This is a genomic window from Hyphococcus sp. (assembly GCF_041986965.1).
Classification (GTDB): domain Bacteria; phylum Pseudomonadota; class Alphaproteobacteria; order Caulobacterales; family Parvularculaceae; genus Hyphococcus.
Window position 1 is genome coordinate 1013354 of record NZ_JBHIXB010000001.1, and the last position, 16694, is coordinate 1030047.

General features: G+C 60.7%; 14 protein-coding genes. 8 read left to right on the plus strand and 6 right to left on the minus strand.

The genetic code is table 11. The features are described from left to right. Window positions 1-3: 3 nt before the first annotated feature. The 4 genes from ACFC5L_RS05060 to ACFC5L_RS05075 are packed head-to-tail and all read left to right on the plus strand — an operon-like array spanning window position 4 to window position 3485. Window positions 4-624, plus strand: a complete 621-nt coding sequence (locus ACFC5L_RS05060) for a glutathione S-transferase family protein (protein WP_375201365.1) — start codon at window positions 4-6, stop codon at window positions 622-624. Further along, window positions 624-2279: a nitrite/sulfite reductase gene (locus tag ACFC5L_RS05065; RefSeq protein WP_375201364.1), complete on the plus strand. Its 1656-nt coding sequence runs from the start codon at window positions 624-626 to the stop codon at window positions 2277-2279. The genes ACFC5L_RS05060 and ACFC5L_RS05065 overlap by 1 nt, the downstream gene beginning before the upstream one ends. After that, a complete protein-coding gene (locus ACFC5L_RS05070) occupies window positions 2266-2727 on the plus strand; it encodes a DUF934 domain-containing protein (protein ID WP_375201363.1) in 462 nt (153 codons plus the stop codon). Before ACFC5L_RS05065 ends, ACFC5L_RS05070 begins: the two co-directional genes overlap by 14 nt. Window positions 2728-2738: 11 nt before the next feature. After that, window positions 2739-3485 carry a phosphoadenylyl-sulfate reductase gene (locus tag ACFC5L_RS05075; protein ID WP_375201362.1) on the plus strand — a complete coding sequence of 249 codons (747 nt, stop codon included), beginning with the start codon at window positions 2739-2741 and terminating at the stop codon, window positions 3483-3485. A 3-nt stretch (window positions 3486-3488) separates the two neighbouring features. Here ACFC5L_RS05075 and ACFC5L_RS05080 read toward each other — a convergent pair whose 3' ends face one another. Then, a complete protein-coding gene (locus ACFC5L_RS05080; protein WP_375201361.1) occupies window positions 3489-4340 on the minus strand; it encodes an alpha/beta fold hydrolase in 852 nt (283 codons plus the stop codon). Window positions 4341-4351: 11 nt separating this feature from the next. Continuing rightward, window positions 4352-4915 carry a hypothetical protein gene (locus ACFC5L_RS05085; protein WP_375201360.1) on the minus strand — a complete coding sequence of 188 codons (564 nt, stop codon included), beginning with the start codon at window positions 4913-4915 and terminating at the stop codon, window positions 4352-4354. Window positions 4916-5044: 129 nt separating this feature from the next. Here ACFC5L_RS05085 and ACFC5L_RS05090 point away from each other — a divergent pair, with 129 nt between their 5' ends. The 3 genes from ACFC5L_RS05090 (at window position 5045) to ACFC5L_RS05100 (ending at window position 11193) form a co-directional block, all read left to right on the plus strand. Beyond that, the gene (locus ACFC5L_RS05090) at window positions 5045-6844 is read left to right on the plus strand and encodes a tetratricopeptide repeat protein (RefSeq protein WP_375201359.1); all 1800 of its coding nucleotides are present in this window, start codon (window positions 5045-5047) and stop codon (window positions 6842-6844) included. A gap of 234 nt (window positions 6845-7078) precedes the next feature. Continuing rightward, complete coding sequence (locus ACFC5L_RS05095) at window positions 7079-10090, plus strand: TonB-dependent receptor domain-containing protein (protein ID WP_375201358.1); 3012 nt, start codon at window positions 7079-7081, stop codon at window positions 10088-10090. Window positions 10091-10230: 140 nt separating this feature from the next. Next, window positions 10231-11193 carry a class I SAM-dependent methyltransferase gene (locus ACFC5L_RS05100; protein WP_375201357.1) on the plus strand — a complete coding sequence of 321 codons (963 nt, stop codon included), beginning with the start codon at window positions 10231-10233 and terminating at the stop codon, window positions 11191-11193. 51 nt (window positions 11194-11244) lie between these two features. Here the strand turns inward: ACFC5L_RS05100 and ACFC5L_RS05105 are convergent, their stop codons facing one another. The 3 genes from ACFC5L_RS05105 to ACFC5L_RS05115 are packed head-to-tail and all read right to left on the minus strand — an operon-like array spanning window position 11245 to window position 14388. After that, the gene (locus ACFC5L_RS05105) at window positions 11245-11769 is read right to left on the minus strand and encodes a carboxymuconolactone decarboxylase family protein (RefSeq protein WP_375201356.1); all 525 of its coding nucleotides are present in this window, start codon (window positions 11767-11769) and stop codon (window positions 11245-11247) included. Beyond that, window positions 11766-13784, minus strand: coding sequence for a tetratricopeptide repeat-containing sulfotransferase family protein (locus tag ACFC5L_RS05110; RefSeq protein WP_375201355.1), 2019 nt, complete (start codon window positions 13782-13784; stop codon window positions 11766-11768). Before ACFC5L_RS05110 ends, ACFC5L_RS05105 begins: the two co-directional genes overlap by 4 nt. Before the next feature lie 58 nt (window positions 13785-13842). Next, window positions 13843-14388 (minus strand): peroxiredoxin, encoded by a 546-nt coding sequence (locus tag ACFC5L_RS05115; protein WP_375201354.1) that lies wholly within the window; start codon window positions 14386-14388, stop codon window positions 13843-13845. 150 nt (window positions 14389-14538) lie between these two features. Between ACFC5L_RS05115 and ACFC5L_RS05120 the strand changes: the two genes are divergently transcribed. After that, window positions 14539-15435, plus strand: a complete 897-nt coding sequence (locus tag ACFC5L_RS05120; RefSeq protein WP_375201353.1) for a hydrogen peroxide-inducible genes activator — start codon at window positions 14539-14541, stop codon at window positions 15433-15435. Here ACFC5L_RS05120 and ACFC5L_RS05125 read toward each other — a convergent pair. Beyond that, the gene (locus ACFC5L_RS05125; RefSeq protein ID WP_375201352.1) at window positions 15432-16562 is read right to left on the minus strand and encodes an AI-2E family transporter; all 1131 of its coding nucleotides are present in this window, start codon (window positions 16560-16562) and stop codon (window positions 15432-15434) included. The genes ACFC5L_RS05120 and ACFC5L_RS05125 overlap by 4 nt on opposite strands. Between the last annotated feature and the right edge of the window lie 132 nt (window positions 16563-16694).

Below are 16694 nucleotides of genomic sequence, written 5' to 3' on the forward strand. Positions count from 1 at the left end.
ATCATGGCCAAGCTCAAGATTTACGGAGATTCAATCAGCGGCAATTGCCTGAAGGTGAAATGGACCGCTGATCTCCTCGGTCTCAAATATGACTGGATCGAAACCAGCGTTTTGAAATCTGAAACCCGCACGCCGGAATTTCTGAAACTGAACCCGGCGGGGCAGGTTCCGGCGGTGGTTTTGCCCGACGGGAAAACCCTCGCTCAGTCGAACGCCATCATTCTATATCTCAATCGCGTTCACAAAGGCGGCTTGCTTCCGAAAGGCGATTACGCCCGCGCCAAAGTTTTTGAATGGCTGTTCTGGGAGCAATATTCCCATGAAACCGCCATCGCCGTGCGCCGGTTTCATAAGCATTATCTGAAGAAGTCGGATTCAGAAATTGATCCGAAGCTGATGGAAAAAGGCGTTGCGGCGCTGAAGCGCCTGGAAGAAGCGCTGCCACAATCCGATTATCTCGTCGGCGACAAGCTCACCCTCGCTGACATTTCGCTGGTCGCCTACACGCGTGTTGCGCCCGAAGGCGGCTTCGATCTCGCCGCTTATCCGGCGCTTTTAAAATGGATTGCGCGTGTTGAGCGCGATCTTGGCGTCAAACCCGCAAAATCTCAAAAGGCCGCCTGATGTACCGCTATGATGAATTCGATGCGACGCTGGTCGCCGAACGGGTCTCGCAGTTTCGCGGACAGGTCGAGCGTCGTCTCGCCGGCGACCTGACCGAAGATCAGTTCAAACCCTTGCGCCTGATGAATGGCCTCTATCTGCAGCTGCACGCTTATATGCTGCGCGTCGCCGTTCCCTACGGCGCCATGTCGTCGAAACAGATGCGCCGCCTCGGTGAAGTCGCGCGCAAATATGACCGCGGTTACGGGCATTTTACGACGCGTCAGAACATTCAGTACAACTGGCCGGCCCTGGTTGACGTGCCGGACCTTCTCGACGATCTCGCCGATGTCGAGATGCATGCGATCCAGACCTCTGGCAACTGCATCCGCAATGTGACGTCCGATCAATATGCGGGCGCGACGGCGGAAGAAGTTGAGGATCCGCGTCCCTATTGCGAGATGATCCGTCAGTGGTCGACCTTCCATCCGGAATTTTCTTTCCTGCCGCGCAAGTTCAAGATTGCGATCACGGCGGCCGATCACGACCGCGCTGCGGTGAAGGTCCACGACATCGGCCTGCGCCTTTATAAAAACGATGAAGGCGAGACCGGTTTTGAAGTGCTCGTCGGCGGCGGGCTCGGCCGGACGCCCTATGTGGGCCATACGATCCGCAAGTTCCTGCCGAAGAAATATTTGCTGTCTTATCTCGAAGCGATCCTGCGCGTTTACAATCTCGAAGGCCGCCGGGACAATATGTACAAGGCGCGCATCAAGATCCTCGTCAACGCCGAAGGCATTGAAAAATTCGCCGGGATGGTTGAGGCGGAATGGGCGCAAATCAAAGATTCCGGCATTGATCTCCCGCGTGAAGAAATGGAGCGCATCAACGCTTATTTCGCGCCGCCGGCCTTTGAAAAACTCTCTGAAGACAGCGCTGTGCTGGAGGAGAAAAAAGCGGGCGACAAGGAATTTGCGCGCTGGCTTAAAACCAACATCGCCGCGCATAAAGCGCCGGGTTACGCCATCGTCAATATTTCCCTCAAACCTATTGGCGGCGTGCCGGGCGACATCACAGATGTGCAGATGGAGGCGGTCGCCGACATCGCCGAAGAGTTTTCGCTCGATGAAATCCGCGCGACCCATGAGCAGAATCTCGTTCTACCCCATGTCAAGAAAGACGATCTTTATGCGGTCTATTCGGCGCTGAAAGCGGCGGAGCTCGCGACGGCCAATATCGGTCTTGTGAGCGACATTATCGCCTGCCCGGGGCTCGATTACTGCTCACTTGCGAACGCCCGCTCGATCCCCGTGGCGCAGCGCATTTCCGAGCGTTTCGCCGATCTCGACGCGCAAGGAGATCTCGGTGAACTCAAGATAAAAATCTCCGGCTGCATCAACGCCTGCGGACACCACCATGTCGGTCATATCGGTATTCTCGGCGTCGATAAAAAAGGCGAGGAGTTTTACCAGGTGACCCTCGGCGGCTCCGGCGCCGAAGACGCCTCGCTCGGCGAAATCGCCGGTCGCGGTCTTTCTTCCGATCAGGTTGTCGACGCCGTTGAAAAGCTCGTCGGCGTCTATCGCCAGAACCGTCAAGACAATGAACGTTTTCTCGACACCTATCGCCGTCTCGGCGCAGACCCTTTCAAGGAGGCTCTTTATGAAGCTGCTTAAACTTTCCCGCGGCCGTCTTTTGCCGGCGCTTGAAGAGCCGCTCGCGGAAGTCTCGCTCGAGGACTGGCGCGACAATCCGCAGGAGCATGCGGATGCGACAGCCCTCAAGATCAGCAACGACACGTCGCTTGCCGACGTCAAATGCGACCTCGCCGGTTTTTCGACGATCGTGCTTGAGTTTCCGGCGTTCAAGGACGGGCGCGCCTACAGCCAGGCCCGCCTCCTGCGTGAGCGTTACGGCTATACGGGCGAAATTCGCGCCCGCGGCGATGTGTTGCGCGATCAGTTGTTGTTCATGGCGCGCTGCGGCGTCGATGCGTTCGAATTCACGGGCGACGTCGACGGCGCCAACGCGGCGCTCGAGGAATTCTCTTTCGCCTATCAGCCGGCGGCGGACGACCTCGCGCCCGTCTGGCGTAAACGTCTCGACCGGGCGGCGGCGGCTTAAGGAATTTCATCATGAGCGCATCGGCATCACTCCGCGCGGAAACGCCGCCCGACATTCCCGCTAATGACGAGCGGGAAGCGCGGGCGCGCCAGCTTGCGCAAAAACACGCCGGCGCTGACGCTCTCGAGATTTTACGCGTCGCCATCAAAGAGGAGTTTCCGGGGCGGATTGCGCTTGTCTCTTCTTTCGGCGCGGAATCGGCGGCGCTGTTGCATCTCGCCGCTGAAATCGACCCGTCAATTCCGGTGATCTTTCTCGAAACCGGCAAGCATTTTGCGCAGACCCTGAGCTACCGCAAAAAGCTGACGGCCAGGCTCGGCCTTACCGATGTGCGCGACATTCATCCCTCGAAAGAAGCGCTGACCTTTCGCGATCCGTCCGGCGATCTGTGGAAGCATGACGCCGACGCCTGTTGCACGCTGAGAAAAGTTGAGCCGCTGGCGCCTGCACTCGACGAATTCGACGCGTGGATAACGGGGCGCAAACAGTTTCATGGCGGCGGGCGCATCCATTTGCCGGCCTTCGAAGCCTCGCCGGCGCATATCAAGGTCAATCCGCTCGTGCGCTGGAGGAAAGAAGATATCGACGCCTATTACGAGGCGCATGACCTGCCGTCGCATCCGTTGATTGCGCAAGGCTATCCGTCGATCGGCTGCTGGCCCTGCACCCATCCCGCGGCCGCCGGCGACGACGTGCGCGCGGGCCGCTGGCGCGGCGCGGCGAAAACCGAATGCGGGATACACGGGCGCACGGTTTAAGACTTAATCGATTTTTTGCAGGAATGTCTCAATCGCTTCCCACGCCGCTGGTTCAGTCAACATTGGCGCATGACCGATATTCGGCGCTTCAGCGTAATCGAAGTCGGGATGAACGCCGCGCATTTTTGCGACGATGTCCGCCGACAAAAGATCGCTGATCCCGCCGCGGATAATCAGCGTCGGTTTGTTTTTGAGGCTTTCAAAGGGCTTCCACAAATCCGGCGCCGCGCCGACTTCCGCCAGCGCCTTCGCCACATTCGGATCGTAATCGAGCACCCAGCCGTCATCGGTTTCACGAAAAGTCCGGCGCGCGAATGTCAGCCAGTCGCCTTCCGAGGCGTTCGGAAACGCAACGTCGTTGATCGCCTTGATGCGTGCGGCGGCGTCTTCAAGACTTGCTGCGGGACCTGAGTTCTTGCCCACATAAGATGCGATGCGCGCGATGCCTTCCGGCGCAAGCTCCGGGCCCACATCATTGATGATCGCCGCCTTGACGCGTTCCGGCGCGGCTTCATTGACGAGCATGGTGGTGATGCCGCCTAGCGACGTACCCAGGAAAACCGCCTCCGGCATGTCCAGCGCATCCATCACCGCCAGAGCGTCATCGCGATAGGTGAGGGGGTGATAGTTCAGATAATCAGGGTCGTATTCGGAACGCCCGCGCCCGCGAAAGGAAAGCGCAATGACATTTCTGCCCGCAGCCGCGATCTTCGGCGCCACCTCCTCGAAATCGGCGACGTTGCGCGTCAGGCCGTGAAGACAAATGACGGGCGTTTTTTCGCCGCCGTCATAAGCCCGCGCATGAAGCTTGAGGCCGCTGGGGACAGAAACGAATTTATCTTCAAAGGAGAGCACAGCCGCTCGCCCTACTTGATCCGGCGCACCCGGATCGTCCGGTGAAGCTCATTCACGGTCATCATGTAATTACCGAAGAGGCTGCGCTTCACCTTGGCGGTGAGAAGCCGCTCGCTATTGCCGAAATGCAGTTTCTTGTCATCGGAATCGAGCTGGCGCCAGACCTGGCCGTTGTCGAGCGACACCGTCGCCGTGCCGAGTGAATTGACGCGGATCTCGACCACTTTGGCGTTGATCGCCTTGATGCGCTTTCCGTCCTTGTCGCGCTGAACATCGGGAATGGCTTCGTCGCCAAAGTCTTCCGGCGCTTCGGCGACCTGGTTGGGCGCGCGTGTTTCACCGAGGCCGAAATTGGCTTTTTCCTCTTCCTCAGCGGCGGCGGTTTGTTCTTCGCGAACGATCCGCGTCACCTGCAGGGTTTTTGCAGCGCCCTCAAGACAGGCGAGGCGGTCTTCCGCGTCTTCGATCGCAAGGCAGGCGATGGCGTCGTCCACAGCTTCGGATTCGCTTGGTTGCGCTGCAGCGGCGCTGGCGACGAACAGGGCGGCGAGGATTGCGAAAGGCGCGGCGTTCATGTCATCTCCTGAACAAAAGCGCCGCAAAGAGCGGCGTGCGTTGATTACACACAGCGCCTGTCGCGGCGTCAACATGCTAAGTCGGCTTAGCGCGTCAGGGATAGCTGAGAATCAGGCCGGGAAATACGGATGAGCGATAATTTCATGCAGTTGCTTCAGGGCGCCGCCGCCCAGTTCCAGCGCGGCGCTTTCGATGCGGCGCTCGAAGCGAGCGATGCTGCGCTGCGTGCATGGCCGGGCCATCCCGAAGCGCTGCACATGAAAGCGCTGAGTCTCGGCCGGCTGGGCCGGGTTGATGAAGCGGCGCCCTATTTCGATCAGGCGGCGGCGGCGCACCCGCAACGCCACGTCATTATCGCCAATAAGGGGAACGCCTTTCACGCGGCGGGCCGGTTCAAGGAAGCGGCCGCCGAATATGAAGCCTCGGTCGCGGCGGAGCCCGGCTACATCACCGGCTGGATCAGTCTCGGGCTCGCCCTCTGGAAAAGCGGCGATCCGGCCCGCGCCGAGAAAGTGATGCGCGACACGCTTGTCCGGGCGCCGAAAGATCCCATGGCGCTCAACAATCTTGGCGTCCTCCTGGAGGATCAGGGCCGTCCCGCAGAAGCGGCGGAACAGTTTTCCGCAGCGCTGGCGATAAAGCCCGACATGCTGTTTGCACGGGTGAACCGCGGCGCCGCCTTGCGCAAGATCGGCAGGGTCGAGGAAGCTCTCGCGGATATCCGCGCCGCCGTGGCGGCCGCGCCTAACGATGCGGAGGCGCGCTATCAGTTAGGGATCGCCCTGCGCCAGTCCGGCGCCATCGCAGAAGCCGACGCCGCTTACCGCCACGCCTTGTCGCTGGCCCCGTTGCGCGTGGACATCCATCGCGATCTTGCGCGCATGTTGTGGGAGCAGGGCGCCGGCGCCCGCTTTCTGGAGCCGCTCGATGCGGTGATCGCGCAACATCCGAACGCCGCCCTTCTGACGCTCAAGGCGGAGCTGGCCTATCCCGCCGCCCTTGCCGAGATCGCCGAAAATGCGGCGAAAGAGGCCCTCGCCTTGAAGCCCGACGCCGCGGTCCCGAAACGCATCATCGGCCTTGTTCGCCTGCGCCGCTCCGATCACGCCGGTGCGGTTGAGATGTTTTCAGCGGCGCTCGCGGCGGCGCCCGACGATTTCGACGCGCTGCACGCGCTGGTGGAGACCCGCCTCGCGCGCGGAGAGTATGAAGAGGCCGTGCGGCTTCTCGACCGGGAGGCGCCGCCGTCGCATTTGCAAAAGCACATCGCCCTCAAGGCCAACGCCATGCGGCTGGCGGGCGATCCCGATTATCGGCGCTTTTACGACTATGACCGTTTCGCGCGGAAAATGTTTATTGAGACGCCCGAAGGTTATCCCGATCTCGCGGCCTTCAATGCGGCGCTGGCCGAGGCGATTTTGCCCTTGCACCGGGGGACCACCCGGCCGCTCGAGCAGACGCTCTATGGGGGAACGCAATCCGTCGGCCGCTTATGGCTGGAGCCGCATCCCGTGATCCAGACCCTGAAACAGCAATTGCTGGCGGCGGCGGAGCGCTATGTGGAAGATCTGCCCGATGATCCGGATCATCCGTTTTTATCGAGGAAAACCAAAGACCTGGAGTGCCAGGGGGCGTGGTCGGTGGTGCTCGCCTCGGGCGGCGGCCATGTGGACCATATTCACCCCAAAGGCTGGATCAGCGCCTCTTATTACGTCCAGGTGCCCGATGAGGTCTTGAGCGGCGAAAAGCCCGGATTTCTGCGCCTCGGGGCGACCGGGCTCGCCGGTGTAAAACTGGAAGCGGAGCGCTGGTTCAAGCCGGAATCGGGGGCCGTCATCTTCTTCCCCTCTTACATGTGGCACGGCGTCGAACCCTTTGACGCCGAACGTCCGCGCATCACGGCGCCTTTCGACCTTGCGCCTCGGTAAGCTGAGTTAAGCTTCTGTTAAACAAATCTGTTGTGATATTGCCACACTGGCAAGTGTAGTGCGCGGCCGCGTCTTAAGCTTGTTGACCTCATCATCCCGGCGGCCATAGCTTCTCGCCAAGTTGGCGGATTCCCGTCAGCGATCATCGTGCCCTTATCTCGGGGGGGCGAATTACGCGGGTTCCCTGCTGCCGCAGGGAGTCGCGTGTGTGTTTTAACTCGGAGGGAAATCATAATGTTAAGAAAGCGGCTTGCTGGGCGTTTCCTGCGCACCACAATGCTTTCCGGCGTCGCTGCTGCCGCAGCCATGCCGGCCGTTGCTCAAGAAGGCAACGACACCATCGTCGTGACCGGCTCGCGTATTGCGCGTGAAGACCTGGCTGCCCCCAGCCCGATCGCTCGCGTCGATTCCGAACAGCTGGTTCTGACCAACACCGTCAACTCGGAACAGTTCCTCAACACGCTGCCGCAAGTTGTGCCGGCTTTCGACTCCACGTCGAACAACCCTGGCAACGGCACGGCGACAGTTTCTCTGCGCGGCCTTGGCACGAACCGCACGCTCGTCCTCGTTGACGGCTCGCGTTACGTGGCTTCCGGTCCGGGCGCTGTTGTCGACATCAACGCGATCCCGACCGCGCTCGTTGAGCAGGTCGATATCGTGACCGGCGGCGCATCGGCCATTTACGGCTCTGACGCCATGGCGGGTGTTGTCAACTTCATCCTGAAAGACGACTTCGAAGGCGTTCAGCTCGACGTTTCTAACGAAATGTCTGCGGCTGGCTGGGATGCGAACATCTTCAACGCAGCGCTGACCATGGGCGGCAACTTCGCCGACGGTCGCGGTAATGCGATCATGTCGCTGTCCTACACCAATCGTGAAGCGCTCTTCCAAGGCGACCGTGACTTCTCGTCTCTGTCCCTGTTCGATCCGGGCGTTGGCGGAACCGAGTTCCTCAGCGGTGGTTCGGGCAACGCGCTCGGCGGTCAGTGGGTTTCGCTTGCGAACACCAACAACGAAACGCTTGGCGCTGATCCTGATGACGACATGGAGCCGTTTGACCTCGACGACGAGGGTCCGGGCTTCCTCGACGCTCCGGACGGCATGCCGTTCTATTCCTGTATGCCTCCTTCGGGCACATGCTCGAACAACGTGACCTTCAACGGCGCGCCTAACGGTCGTCGTTATGTCAACCCGCAGGACCAGTACAACTACGCGCCGGTGAACTATCTCCAGCTGCCGCAGGAACGCTACTCGGTCTACGCAGGCGGTACGTTCGAGATCAACGAGCATGTCGAAGTCTATGCACGCGGCATCTTCGCTCAGTCCGTGGTCGACAGCCAGCTGGCGGCGACTCCGGTCGGCGGCACCTTCGTTCTGCCGCTCGACAACCCGAACATCCCGGCTGACTTCCTGACGGCCCTGATCGCGACCTATGACTATGTCGATCCGGATCCGTCCATGGACAATGCGGGCAACCCTGAGCTTGACGGCGACGGCAACCCGATCATGGTCAACCGTTCCGACGTTCAGGACCGTGACGGCGACGGCGAAGTTGATGACATCCTCATCAGCGTCTCCCGCCGCTACAATGACTCCGCTCTTGGCCCACGTAACAGCCTGCGCGACACCTCGTCGTTCCAGCTGCTCGGCGGCCTCCGCGGCGACATTTCCCCGAACTGGTCGTATGACACGTTCTTCCAGTTTGGCCGGTCCAGCGCCACGCAGACCCAGACGGGCAACATCTCGTTCAGCAGCCTGCAAGCTGGCGTCACTGACGGGTCGTGCAACATCTTCGGTGTCGACACCATCAGCGAAGCTTGTGGTCAGGCAATCGCCCGTACCGGCATCATCACCAACACCGTCGAACAGATCCAGTTCGTCGGCGTCGTGAACGGCACGCTCGAAGGCTTCAAGTTCCCTTGGGCTGAAGAATCCGTTGGCCTCGCGGTTGGTGTCGAATACCGCGAAGAATTCGCTGACTTCAAACCAGACTCCGTTCTGGGTCCTGACGTTCGCGGCTTCAACGCATCGCTGCCGGTTTCCGGTCGCTATGACGTCTACGAAATCTTCGGTGAAACCCAGATCCCGATCGTTCAGGGTCTTCCGGGTATCGAAGAACTCTCCATCAACGGCGCGTATCGTTATTCCGATTACTCGTCGATTGGCGGCGTGAGCACTTATTCTGCAGGCGCCGAGTGGGTGCCGGTGGAAGGTCTTCGCTTCCGTGGCCAGTTCCAGCATGCGGCCCGTGCGCCGAACATCTCGGAACTGTTCTCGCCGTTCACCAACGGCTTCCCGGGCGCTCAGGATCCGTGCTCCACAGGTCAGAACGGTTCTGGCAACGGCCAGGCTGCGCTTTGCTCGGCCTACGGCGTTCCGGCTCCGTTGACGGACTTCCAGCAGTCCGGTCAGCTTGAAGCCCTGTTCGGCGGCAACCCGAACCTCACGGCTGAAACCGCTGACACCATCACCATCGGCGCTGTCTGGCAGCCGGCCATGATCGACGGTCTCGTCCTTCAGGTCGACTACTATGACATCGAAGTTGATGATGCGATCTCGTCGCCGCCGCTCCAGTATCTTCTGGATCAGTGCTATGTCGTTGGCGATATCCCCACCTGTGACACCTATTTCGGTCCAGGAACACGCAACCCGTTGACCGGTCAGTTCCAGGCTCCGTTCCTGGTTCAGAACTTCGTCGACAACATTGCGGGCTTCCGCGCCAAAGGTATCGACATTCAGGCGAACTACTCGTTCGATCTGTCTGACGTGGGCGTTGTCTCCATGGTCTACTACGGCAACTACACACTCGATTCGCAGTTCCAGGTTACGCCGACTGCACCGACGATCGAATGTGCTGGTTACTACGCCGGCAACTGCGGCATCATCGCCAACGAGCCGACGCCGACCTACAAGCACACCATGCAGACCTCACTGCTGACTGGTCCGCTCACGACGTCTGTTCGCTGGCGTCTGATCGGCGGCACCGAGATCGATCCTTCGGTGTTCCCGGCTGGTCAAACAACGATCGGCGATCTGTCGGATGACATCAGCATGTACAACTATGTTGACGTCACACTTCAGTATGCTGTGAACGAGAACCTCGACCTGACCGTCGGCGTTCAGAACATCACCGGTAAAGACGCCCCGATCCTTGGCTCTACGGTCAACGAACAGGCGAACACTTTCCCGGCTACGTATGAAACGCTCGGCCGCCAGCTCTTCATTGGCGCGTCGGTCCGCTTCTAAGCGATCCGAGTATTACGAGACTGGAAACGGCGGGCTTCGGCCCGCCGTTTTCTTTTTGATCACTGCAATCGCAGCGATGTTTTCACCAGGCCGGGCCATCCCGGTTTTCCCTTTTCGCCGAGGCGCGCTAAGACCCGTTCATGTCGCCAACACCGACCACAGCTCATTCGGCCCACTGGGAGGCTTACTGGAGCGCCGCCGGCGGGCGCCGCGCTGCGGTTTCCGGGGATGCGCCCGGCGATCTTTTCGATGAGGTCTGGCGCGCTTTCCTGACGGACGCGCTCGGCCAGCGGGCGGCGCCAAAGCTGCTCGACCTTGCCTGCGGCGCCGGCGTCATTCTCGACCGCGCGCTCGAGACGGTCAGTCTTTCGCCGTTGAACGGAAAGGCCCGGTTGGTCGGGCTCGACTTCGCATCCTCGGCCGCCGCGGCCGTTGCTCAAAAGCAGACGCCGGAAAACGCCAGCATCCACGGCGTCGCCGCGAGCGCCGCGGCGCTTCCCTTTGCGGACGACGGGTTTGATATCGTGGTGAGCCAGTTCGGCGTTGAATATGCGGGAATGGACGCCTTCACGGAGGCCGCGCGCGTTCTGGCGCCCGGCGGCGCCATGCAGTTCATCATTCATTATCGGGGCGGCGGCATTGATCGCGAATGCGCGGAAAACGCCCGGGTGCTCGGCGCCGTGCTGCAAGGCGGACTCTTTGAAACCGCGGCCGAGGCCATTCGCGGTCCGGACCATGACGGCGCGGTCGCCAAATTGAAAACCATCTATGCAGCGTTGAAACCCTGTCTTGAGGGTGAGCCGGTGGCGGCGAAAGAAATGCTGGCGCGGCTGCTTGGGGATGTCTCCCGGCTTGTCTCGCGGCGCCAGGCTTATGCGCCGGCGGAAGCTGTCGGCTGGTGCGAGGCCATGCGCGCCGAAGTCATGCTTTATGAAGGGCGCATGCGGGCCATGACCGAAAGCGCGCTTGACGGCGGCGGCGTCAAGGACGCAAGAGATAAGCTGGCGAGTGGCGGGGCTCTTGTGAGCGCGCCCGAAGCGTTGACGCCCAAGGGCAAATCCATGCCGGCGGCCTGGCTTATCAAGACAGAACGCCGGGCATGAAAACGGCGCCTTGAGAGGCTCAAGGCGCCGCATAAAGTCAGAAAAGAAAGTTTACGCCGCTTCAGCGCGCAAGACGGCGGCGGCGGCGTTCACTGCGGCGGCGATGCGGATCGCGGCCTGCACCTGATCGGCGGAAAGCCCGCCCTTGCGGACCACCTTTTCGTGCGAGTCGAGGCACATGCCGCAGCCATTGATGGCGGAAACGGCGAGCGACCACAATTCGAAGTCGACTTTTTCAACGCCGGGATTGCCGATCACATTCATGCGCAGCTTGGCCGGCATTTTCTGATATTCATCGCTGCTCATCAAATGCGTGGCGCGGTAATAGACATTGTTCATGGCCATGATCGCTGCGGCGGCGCGTGCGGCGGTCGCGGCTTCGGCGCTGAGTTTGTCTTTGGTCTCTTCAACAATGGCGTTGATGACGACGCTGTTGCCTGTCGCCAATGCCGAAGCGAGGAAGGCGCCCCATTTCTGCTGGTCGCTCAGTGCGGTCTCGCTCGAAAGCGTGCCGAGATTAAGCCGGATATCCTTGGCGTAATCGGGAATCTGGTCTCTTAGGGCGTCGATGCTCATGATTGTTCCTTTCCTTTTCTTGCAGTGAGGGCGCCGGTCTCGAGGTCTACGCCCCGATTGGCGAGCGCATCGCGCAACGGCGCCAGATAGGCGTCGTAAGGCGCTGTTGAATTCAGATGTTCGGGCGAGGGCGGCTTTCGCACCTGCGCGGCGCTGAAGGTGATGACCGTGCGATCCTGCTTGTAATATTCAAGGCAGGCAGGGTCCCAGTCGAGGCCGCAAAACTCAACGAGCCGGCGGATTTCGGTATCGAAATTGCGCACAAGATCTTCATACTGAACAAAAGTGAAATTCTCGCCGATCGTGTCGCGCCAATGTTCAGTGAGGCGCGCATATTCCGAATAATAATGCCCGATCTCGTCAAGCGCGTTCGAAAACACCCAGCCCGAGGTGAAGTTGCGGCGATACATGGAGAAGCCGACTTCCACCGGATTGCGGCGGATATGAATGATGCGCGCTTCGGGAAAAGCCTGACGGATAAGGCCGACGCTCAAAAAATTGCTGGGCTGTTTGTCCGTGATGTAGGCCGCCTGCGCGACGTCGTAACTGCGTTGATCTTTGAGATAGCCCTCGCGGAAGGCGTCTAACAGCTCATCGGGCGCGGGGCCGCCAGTCCATCCCGATTTGTCGGCCCAGACCAGAAACTCATTCAAGGCGAACGGCATATAGGGAAGTTCGCCGCCGCTGACGACTTGCGGATGGGCGGAGATGGCGCTGTCGAGCAGCGTCGTGCCCGAGCGCGGCATGCCGACGATGAAAATCGGCACCGGCCCACCTGCCGCGCCCGGCGCGGGTGCGATGTCTGTCGGGAAAAAGCGGATAATGCGGTCGATAAACGCTTCATGCCGGGCCGGATCGTAGCGCAGGGTCGCGTCGATCTCGCCGATGCCGTGTTTCAGCTTGTTGGCGGCCGCCCAGGCCTCAAATGCGCCTGCGCGGTCTTTGCGTTGATGCAGCGCATCGCCGGCGGAGTAATAGGCCATGGCGCGATGTTTCGGCCCCTGGCGCTCATCTGCGCCGATCCGCTTTAGCTGTGCGATTTCATCATCTGTTAAATCCGAGCCGGCGGCGAGGGCGAGTTCTGCGTAGGCTTCGGCGTTGTTGGGATCGCTTGCAACCGCCTGGCGCGCATATTTCGCGGCTTCGTCAAAGTCGCCGACAAAGTTCAGATAACGCGCAAGTCCGGCCGCCGCGGCGCTATGACCGGGTTCAAGCGCGAGCGCTTTGTGAAAGCACTCCGCCGCTTCTTCTAGCTTGCGCGACCAGATCAGATATTTGCCGAGAGTCGCAAAATGGGTGGCTTGCGCCGGTGTCTTCTCCACAAGCGGGCGATAGACTTCAACGGCCTTTTTGAAATGACCGCTTTGAGAATGGGCGTAGGCGAGGGCGACGCGCGGGGCTTCGTCGTCGGGCGCAGCGTTCAGCGCGGCCTCTGCTGCGGCGGCGAGCCCGGCCCAGTCATTTTTCCGCCGGGCGATATGAGTGCGCAACATCAGCGCCTGGGGATGGCCGGGCGCGGTTTTTTCAAAGGCGTCCAGCGCCGTCAGGGCGCGGTCATACTGGCCGGATTCATAAGCGGCGCCTGCAAGCCGCAGCGTTAAAACCGGATGCGGCTGGATTTTCAGCGCTTTGTCGAGGGCGTCGGCGGCGGCGGCGTAATCTTCGAGCTTGCCGGCGAGATCGCCAAGACGTCCCCAGCATTCAAACCGGTCGGGGGCGATGGCGGCGGCGCTTTCGGCTTCCGTGCGCGCCGCGGCGAGGTCGCCTTCGCGCTCCAGAAGAACGGAGTAATTCAAGATGAAGCGCCAGTTTTGCGGCGCGGTTTCGAGGGCGCGGATAATAAAGGGGCGGGCGGACTGCACGTCGCCGGTTTCAGCAAGCGAAACGCCCAAAAGGCTTGCTGCGTCGGCGTTTTCAGGGCTTTGGGCGAGAACGTCGCGGCAGAGGCGAATGGCGGTTTGATCGTCGCCATTAAGCCGCGCGGCGTTGGCCTGTTCCAGCATTGAATTGGTCATGATCGCCCGTGAAAAAGGCCGGAAGAGGCGCGCCTCTTCCGGCGTCTCGTAGAAAGGCTTACAGCGTGTCGCCGCCAAGCGGACGGTTGCAGGCGCAAAGTTCGTCTGTCTGCAGGCCGTCGAGAATGCGCAGGGTTTCCTGCGGATTGCGGCCGACATTGAGACCGTTCACGGTCACATGCTGAATGACATTGTGCGGATCGACGATGAAGGTCGCGCGCAGCGCAACGCCTTCCGGCGCGCGAATGCCGAGGCCGTCAATCAGCGAGCCGGTCGTGTCTGCAAATGACCATGCCGGGTGCTTGTCGAGATCCGGGTGATCGCGGCGCCAGGCGAGTTTGCAGAACTCGTTATCAGAGCTGCCGCCCATGACGACAGCGTCACGATCAGCGAATTCCTTGTTGAGACGGCCGAACTCGGCGATCTCGGTGGGGCAGATAAAAGTGAAGTCTTTCGGGTAGAAGTAAATGATCTTCCATTTGCCCGAAAAGCTGTCCTGCGTGATGTCTTCAAACGCGGACTGGCCGCCTTCCTCATGGGTGTTAAAGCCGGGCTTTACACCGACAACGGAAAAATCGGGAAGCTTGTCGCCGACGCCTAACATGCCTGTCTCCTTTTTTGCGTGCATGAATGAAACTGGTGATAGACCCGCCGCAGCGGGCCGCGAAAGACTACTTAACGCTCTTGGAAAATTAATCAAATAGATTATATCTGTGAATTATATCGATTTAGGCGATGAAAAAAGGTCAATGAAATGACGCCCTTACCGACTTTACGCCAGTTGCAGTTCTTCATGGCCCTGGTGCGTCGTGGATCGTTCTCCAAAGCGGCTGACGACTGTCTTGTGTCCCAGTCGACGCTCTCTTCCGCCATCAAGGAGATGGAGGCGCTGATGGACCAGCAGCTGGTGGACCGCTCGACCCGCTCATTCGCGCTCACCCCGGCCGGGGAGGAAGTGGCCGAGCGCGCGCCCGCCCTGCTCGCCGGGGCGGAAGACCTTGTCCGCGCCGCAAGCGGCCGGCGCCCTCTTGAGGGCCCGTTCACCCTGGGCGTCATTCCGACCATTGCGCCCTTCATTCTGCCGCGGGCGGCGAAGGCGTTCAAAAAAGCGTTCCCGAAGCTGGAGCTTTATCTGCGCGAAGATCTGACAGCGACCCTCGCCGAGCGGCTTTCTGCAGGGCTGCTCGATGCGGCGATCCTCGCCTTCCCTTATGACCTTCCCGGGATTGATTCCGTTGAAATCGGCGACGATCCGTTCTGGTTCGCCTGCGCGCCGGATCATCCGCTTGCGGACAAAAAGACACTGAAGCGCGACGAAGTTTCCACTTGTGAGCTTCTGCTGCTGGAGGATGGTCACTGTCTGCGCGAGCACGCACTTGACGCCTGCGAATTGCGCGACCGCGACGCGGCGGCGGCTTTTGGCGGCACCAGTCTTTTCACCCTGGCGCAGATGACCAAGGCCGGGCTTGGCGCCACTTTGTTGCCCGACATGGCGGTAAAGGACGGCTTGGCCAGAAGTGCAGGGCTCAAGGTCATCCCCTTTGCCGACCCGGCGCCGGCGCGGAAAATTGGGGTCGCCTGGCGGCGCGGCTCCGGCCGCAAGGAAGAGGCGCTGGCGCTCGCCGAAGAAGTGAAGAAGATTTTTTCCTAGGCGCTTTCTTGCGCGGGCGAGAGCGGGGCGTGTTTCACTGCGGCGACCTCGCCATTATCCGACATCATGATGGCGATGGGGCGGGTTGACCGGAACTGCGACAGAACGATCATCACGGTCACGGTGATGGGTACGCTCAACAAAAGCCCGGCAAAGCCCCATAAGCTGCCCCAGACGCCGAGCGTGAACAGGACGATGAGCGGGCTCAGATTAAGCGAGCGCCCCACAAGGCGCGGCTCAACGCCATTCGCCATGACCTGATCCGAGCCGATAAGGCACACCAGCGTAATAAGCGCCATGCGCAACCCGCCGCCGTCAGGCTGCACCAGCGCCAGCATCACCGGAAGCGTCATCGCCATCGGCGCCCCGAATATCGGGATGTAGTTGAGGGTGAAGATCAAGAGCGCCCAGAAGCCCGCGAACTGCACGCCAATGATCAGCAAGATCACATAGCTGAGGCTCGCCGTCACGAGATTGGAGAAGGTTTTCACGGTAATATACTGGCGCACCATGACGCCGATATCGGCGATGGTTTCATTGATGGCGAGGCGCTGGCGGTCATCGGCGCCCAGAAGCGAGATCTTCTTGAAGATGCGCCCGCGCTCGATCAGCATGAAGACCAGATAGAGAAAGACGGTGATGAAGGTGAGAAAATTCGAGGTCAGCGAACGCAAGGACCCCGCCGCCTGTGACAGGAGCGGGCGGATCAGGCCGAGCGCCGATTGCTGAATCTGCTCAACCCCGCCGAGCAGCTCTGCGGGTAGAAAGCTGCTGGTGCGAACAAAGTCGATGGCGTCAGTCGCCAGGGCTTCAAGGCGCCGTTCATAGCTGGGCCAGGCCTCAAGCAGCGTTTCCACATTGGCGCGGATGATTTCCACGAACAGCACCATGCCGGCGCCGATAAGCACGAAGGCGAACAGATAGCCGACCCAGTCAGGCATATAATTGCCGATGACGGGGATGCGTTTGACGTTTTCCTTCAGGGTGTAAATCAGGAAGGCGAGAAAGCCCGCCACCACAAACGGGATGAGAACGCCGCGCCCTACATAGGCGATGAACCCGACCAGGACGGCGACCGCGAGGGTGTAAAAGGTGCGGGCCATGCTGTGACCGGCCGCCTGGGCCATATCGGGGCTTCCTTTCCTCAACCGCTGCTTATCGCCGTTAGGCCGATTTGAGCTGTTGCGCCATAGCGGGAGCGCCAGCGCGGACCGGGAAACTGCGCGCCGCGCCGCATGCGGCTGCCTTGCCGGCGCTTC

Coding starts and splice junctions, on each gene's coding strand:
- ACFC5L_RS05060 (WP_375201365.1), top strand. CDS start 4: ATGGCCAAGCTCAAGATTTACGGAGATTCAATCAGCGGCAATTGCCTG.
- ACFC5L_RS05065 (WP_375201364.1), top strand. CDS start 624: ATGTACCGCTATGATGAATTCGATGCGACGCTGGTCGCCGAACGGGTC.
- ACFC5L_RS05070 (WP_375201363.1), top strand. CDS start 2,266: ATGAAGCTGCTTAAACTTTCCCGCGGCCGTCTTTTGCCGGCGCTTGAA.
- ACFC5L_RS05075 (WP_375201362.1), top strand. CDS start 2,739: ATGAGCGCATCGGCATCACTCCGCGCGGAAACGCCGCCCGACATTCCC.
- ACFC5L_RS05085 (WP_375201360.1), bottom strand. CDS start 4,915: ATGAACGCCGCGCCTTTCGCAATCCTCGCCGCCCTGTTCGTCGCCAGC.
- ACFC5L_RS05090 (WP_375201359.1), top strand. CDS start 5,045: ATGAGCGATAATTTCATGCAGTTGCTTCAGGGCGCCGCCGCCCAGTTC.
- ACFC5L_RS05095 (WP_375201358.1), top strand. CDS start 7,079: ATGTTAAGAAAGCGGCTTGCTGGGCGTTTCCTGCGCACCACAATGCTT.
- ACFC5L_RS05100 (WP_375201357.1), top strand. CDS start 10,231: ATGTCGCCAACACCGACCACAGCTCATTCGGCCCACTGGGAGGCTTAC.
- ACFC5L_RS05105 (WP_375201356.1), bottom strand. CDS start 11,769: ATGAGCATCGACGCCCTAAGAGACCAGATTCCCGATTACGCCAAGGAT.
- ACFC5L_RS05110 (WP_375201355.1), bottom strand. CDS start 13,784: ATGACCAATTCAATGCTGGAACAGGCCAACGCCGCGCGGCTTAATGGC.
- ACFC5L_RS05115 (WP_375201354.1), bottom strand. CDS start 14,388: ATGTTAGGCGTCGGCGACAAGCTTCCCGATTTTTCCGTTGTCGGTGTA.
- ACFC5L_RS05120 (WP_375201353.1), top strand. CDS start 14,539: ATGACGCCCTTACCGACTTTACGCCAGTTGCAGTTCTTCATGGCCCTG.
- ACFC5L_RS05125 (WP_375201352.1), bottom strand. CDS start 16,562: ATGGCCCAGGCGGCCGGTCACAGCATGGCCCGCACCTTTTACACCCTC.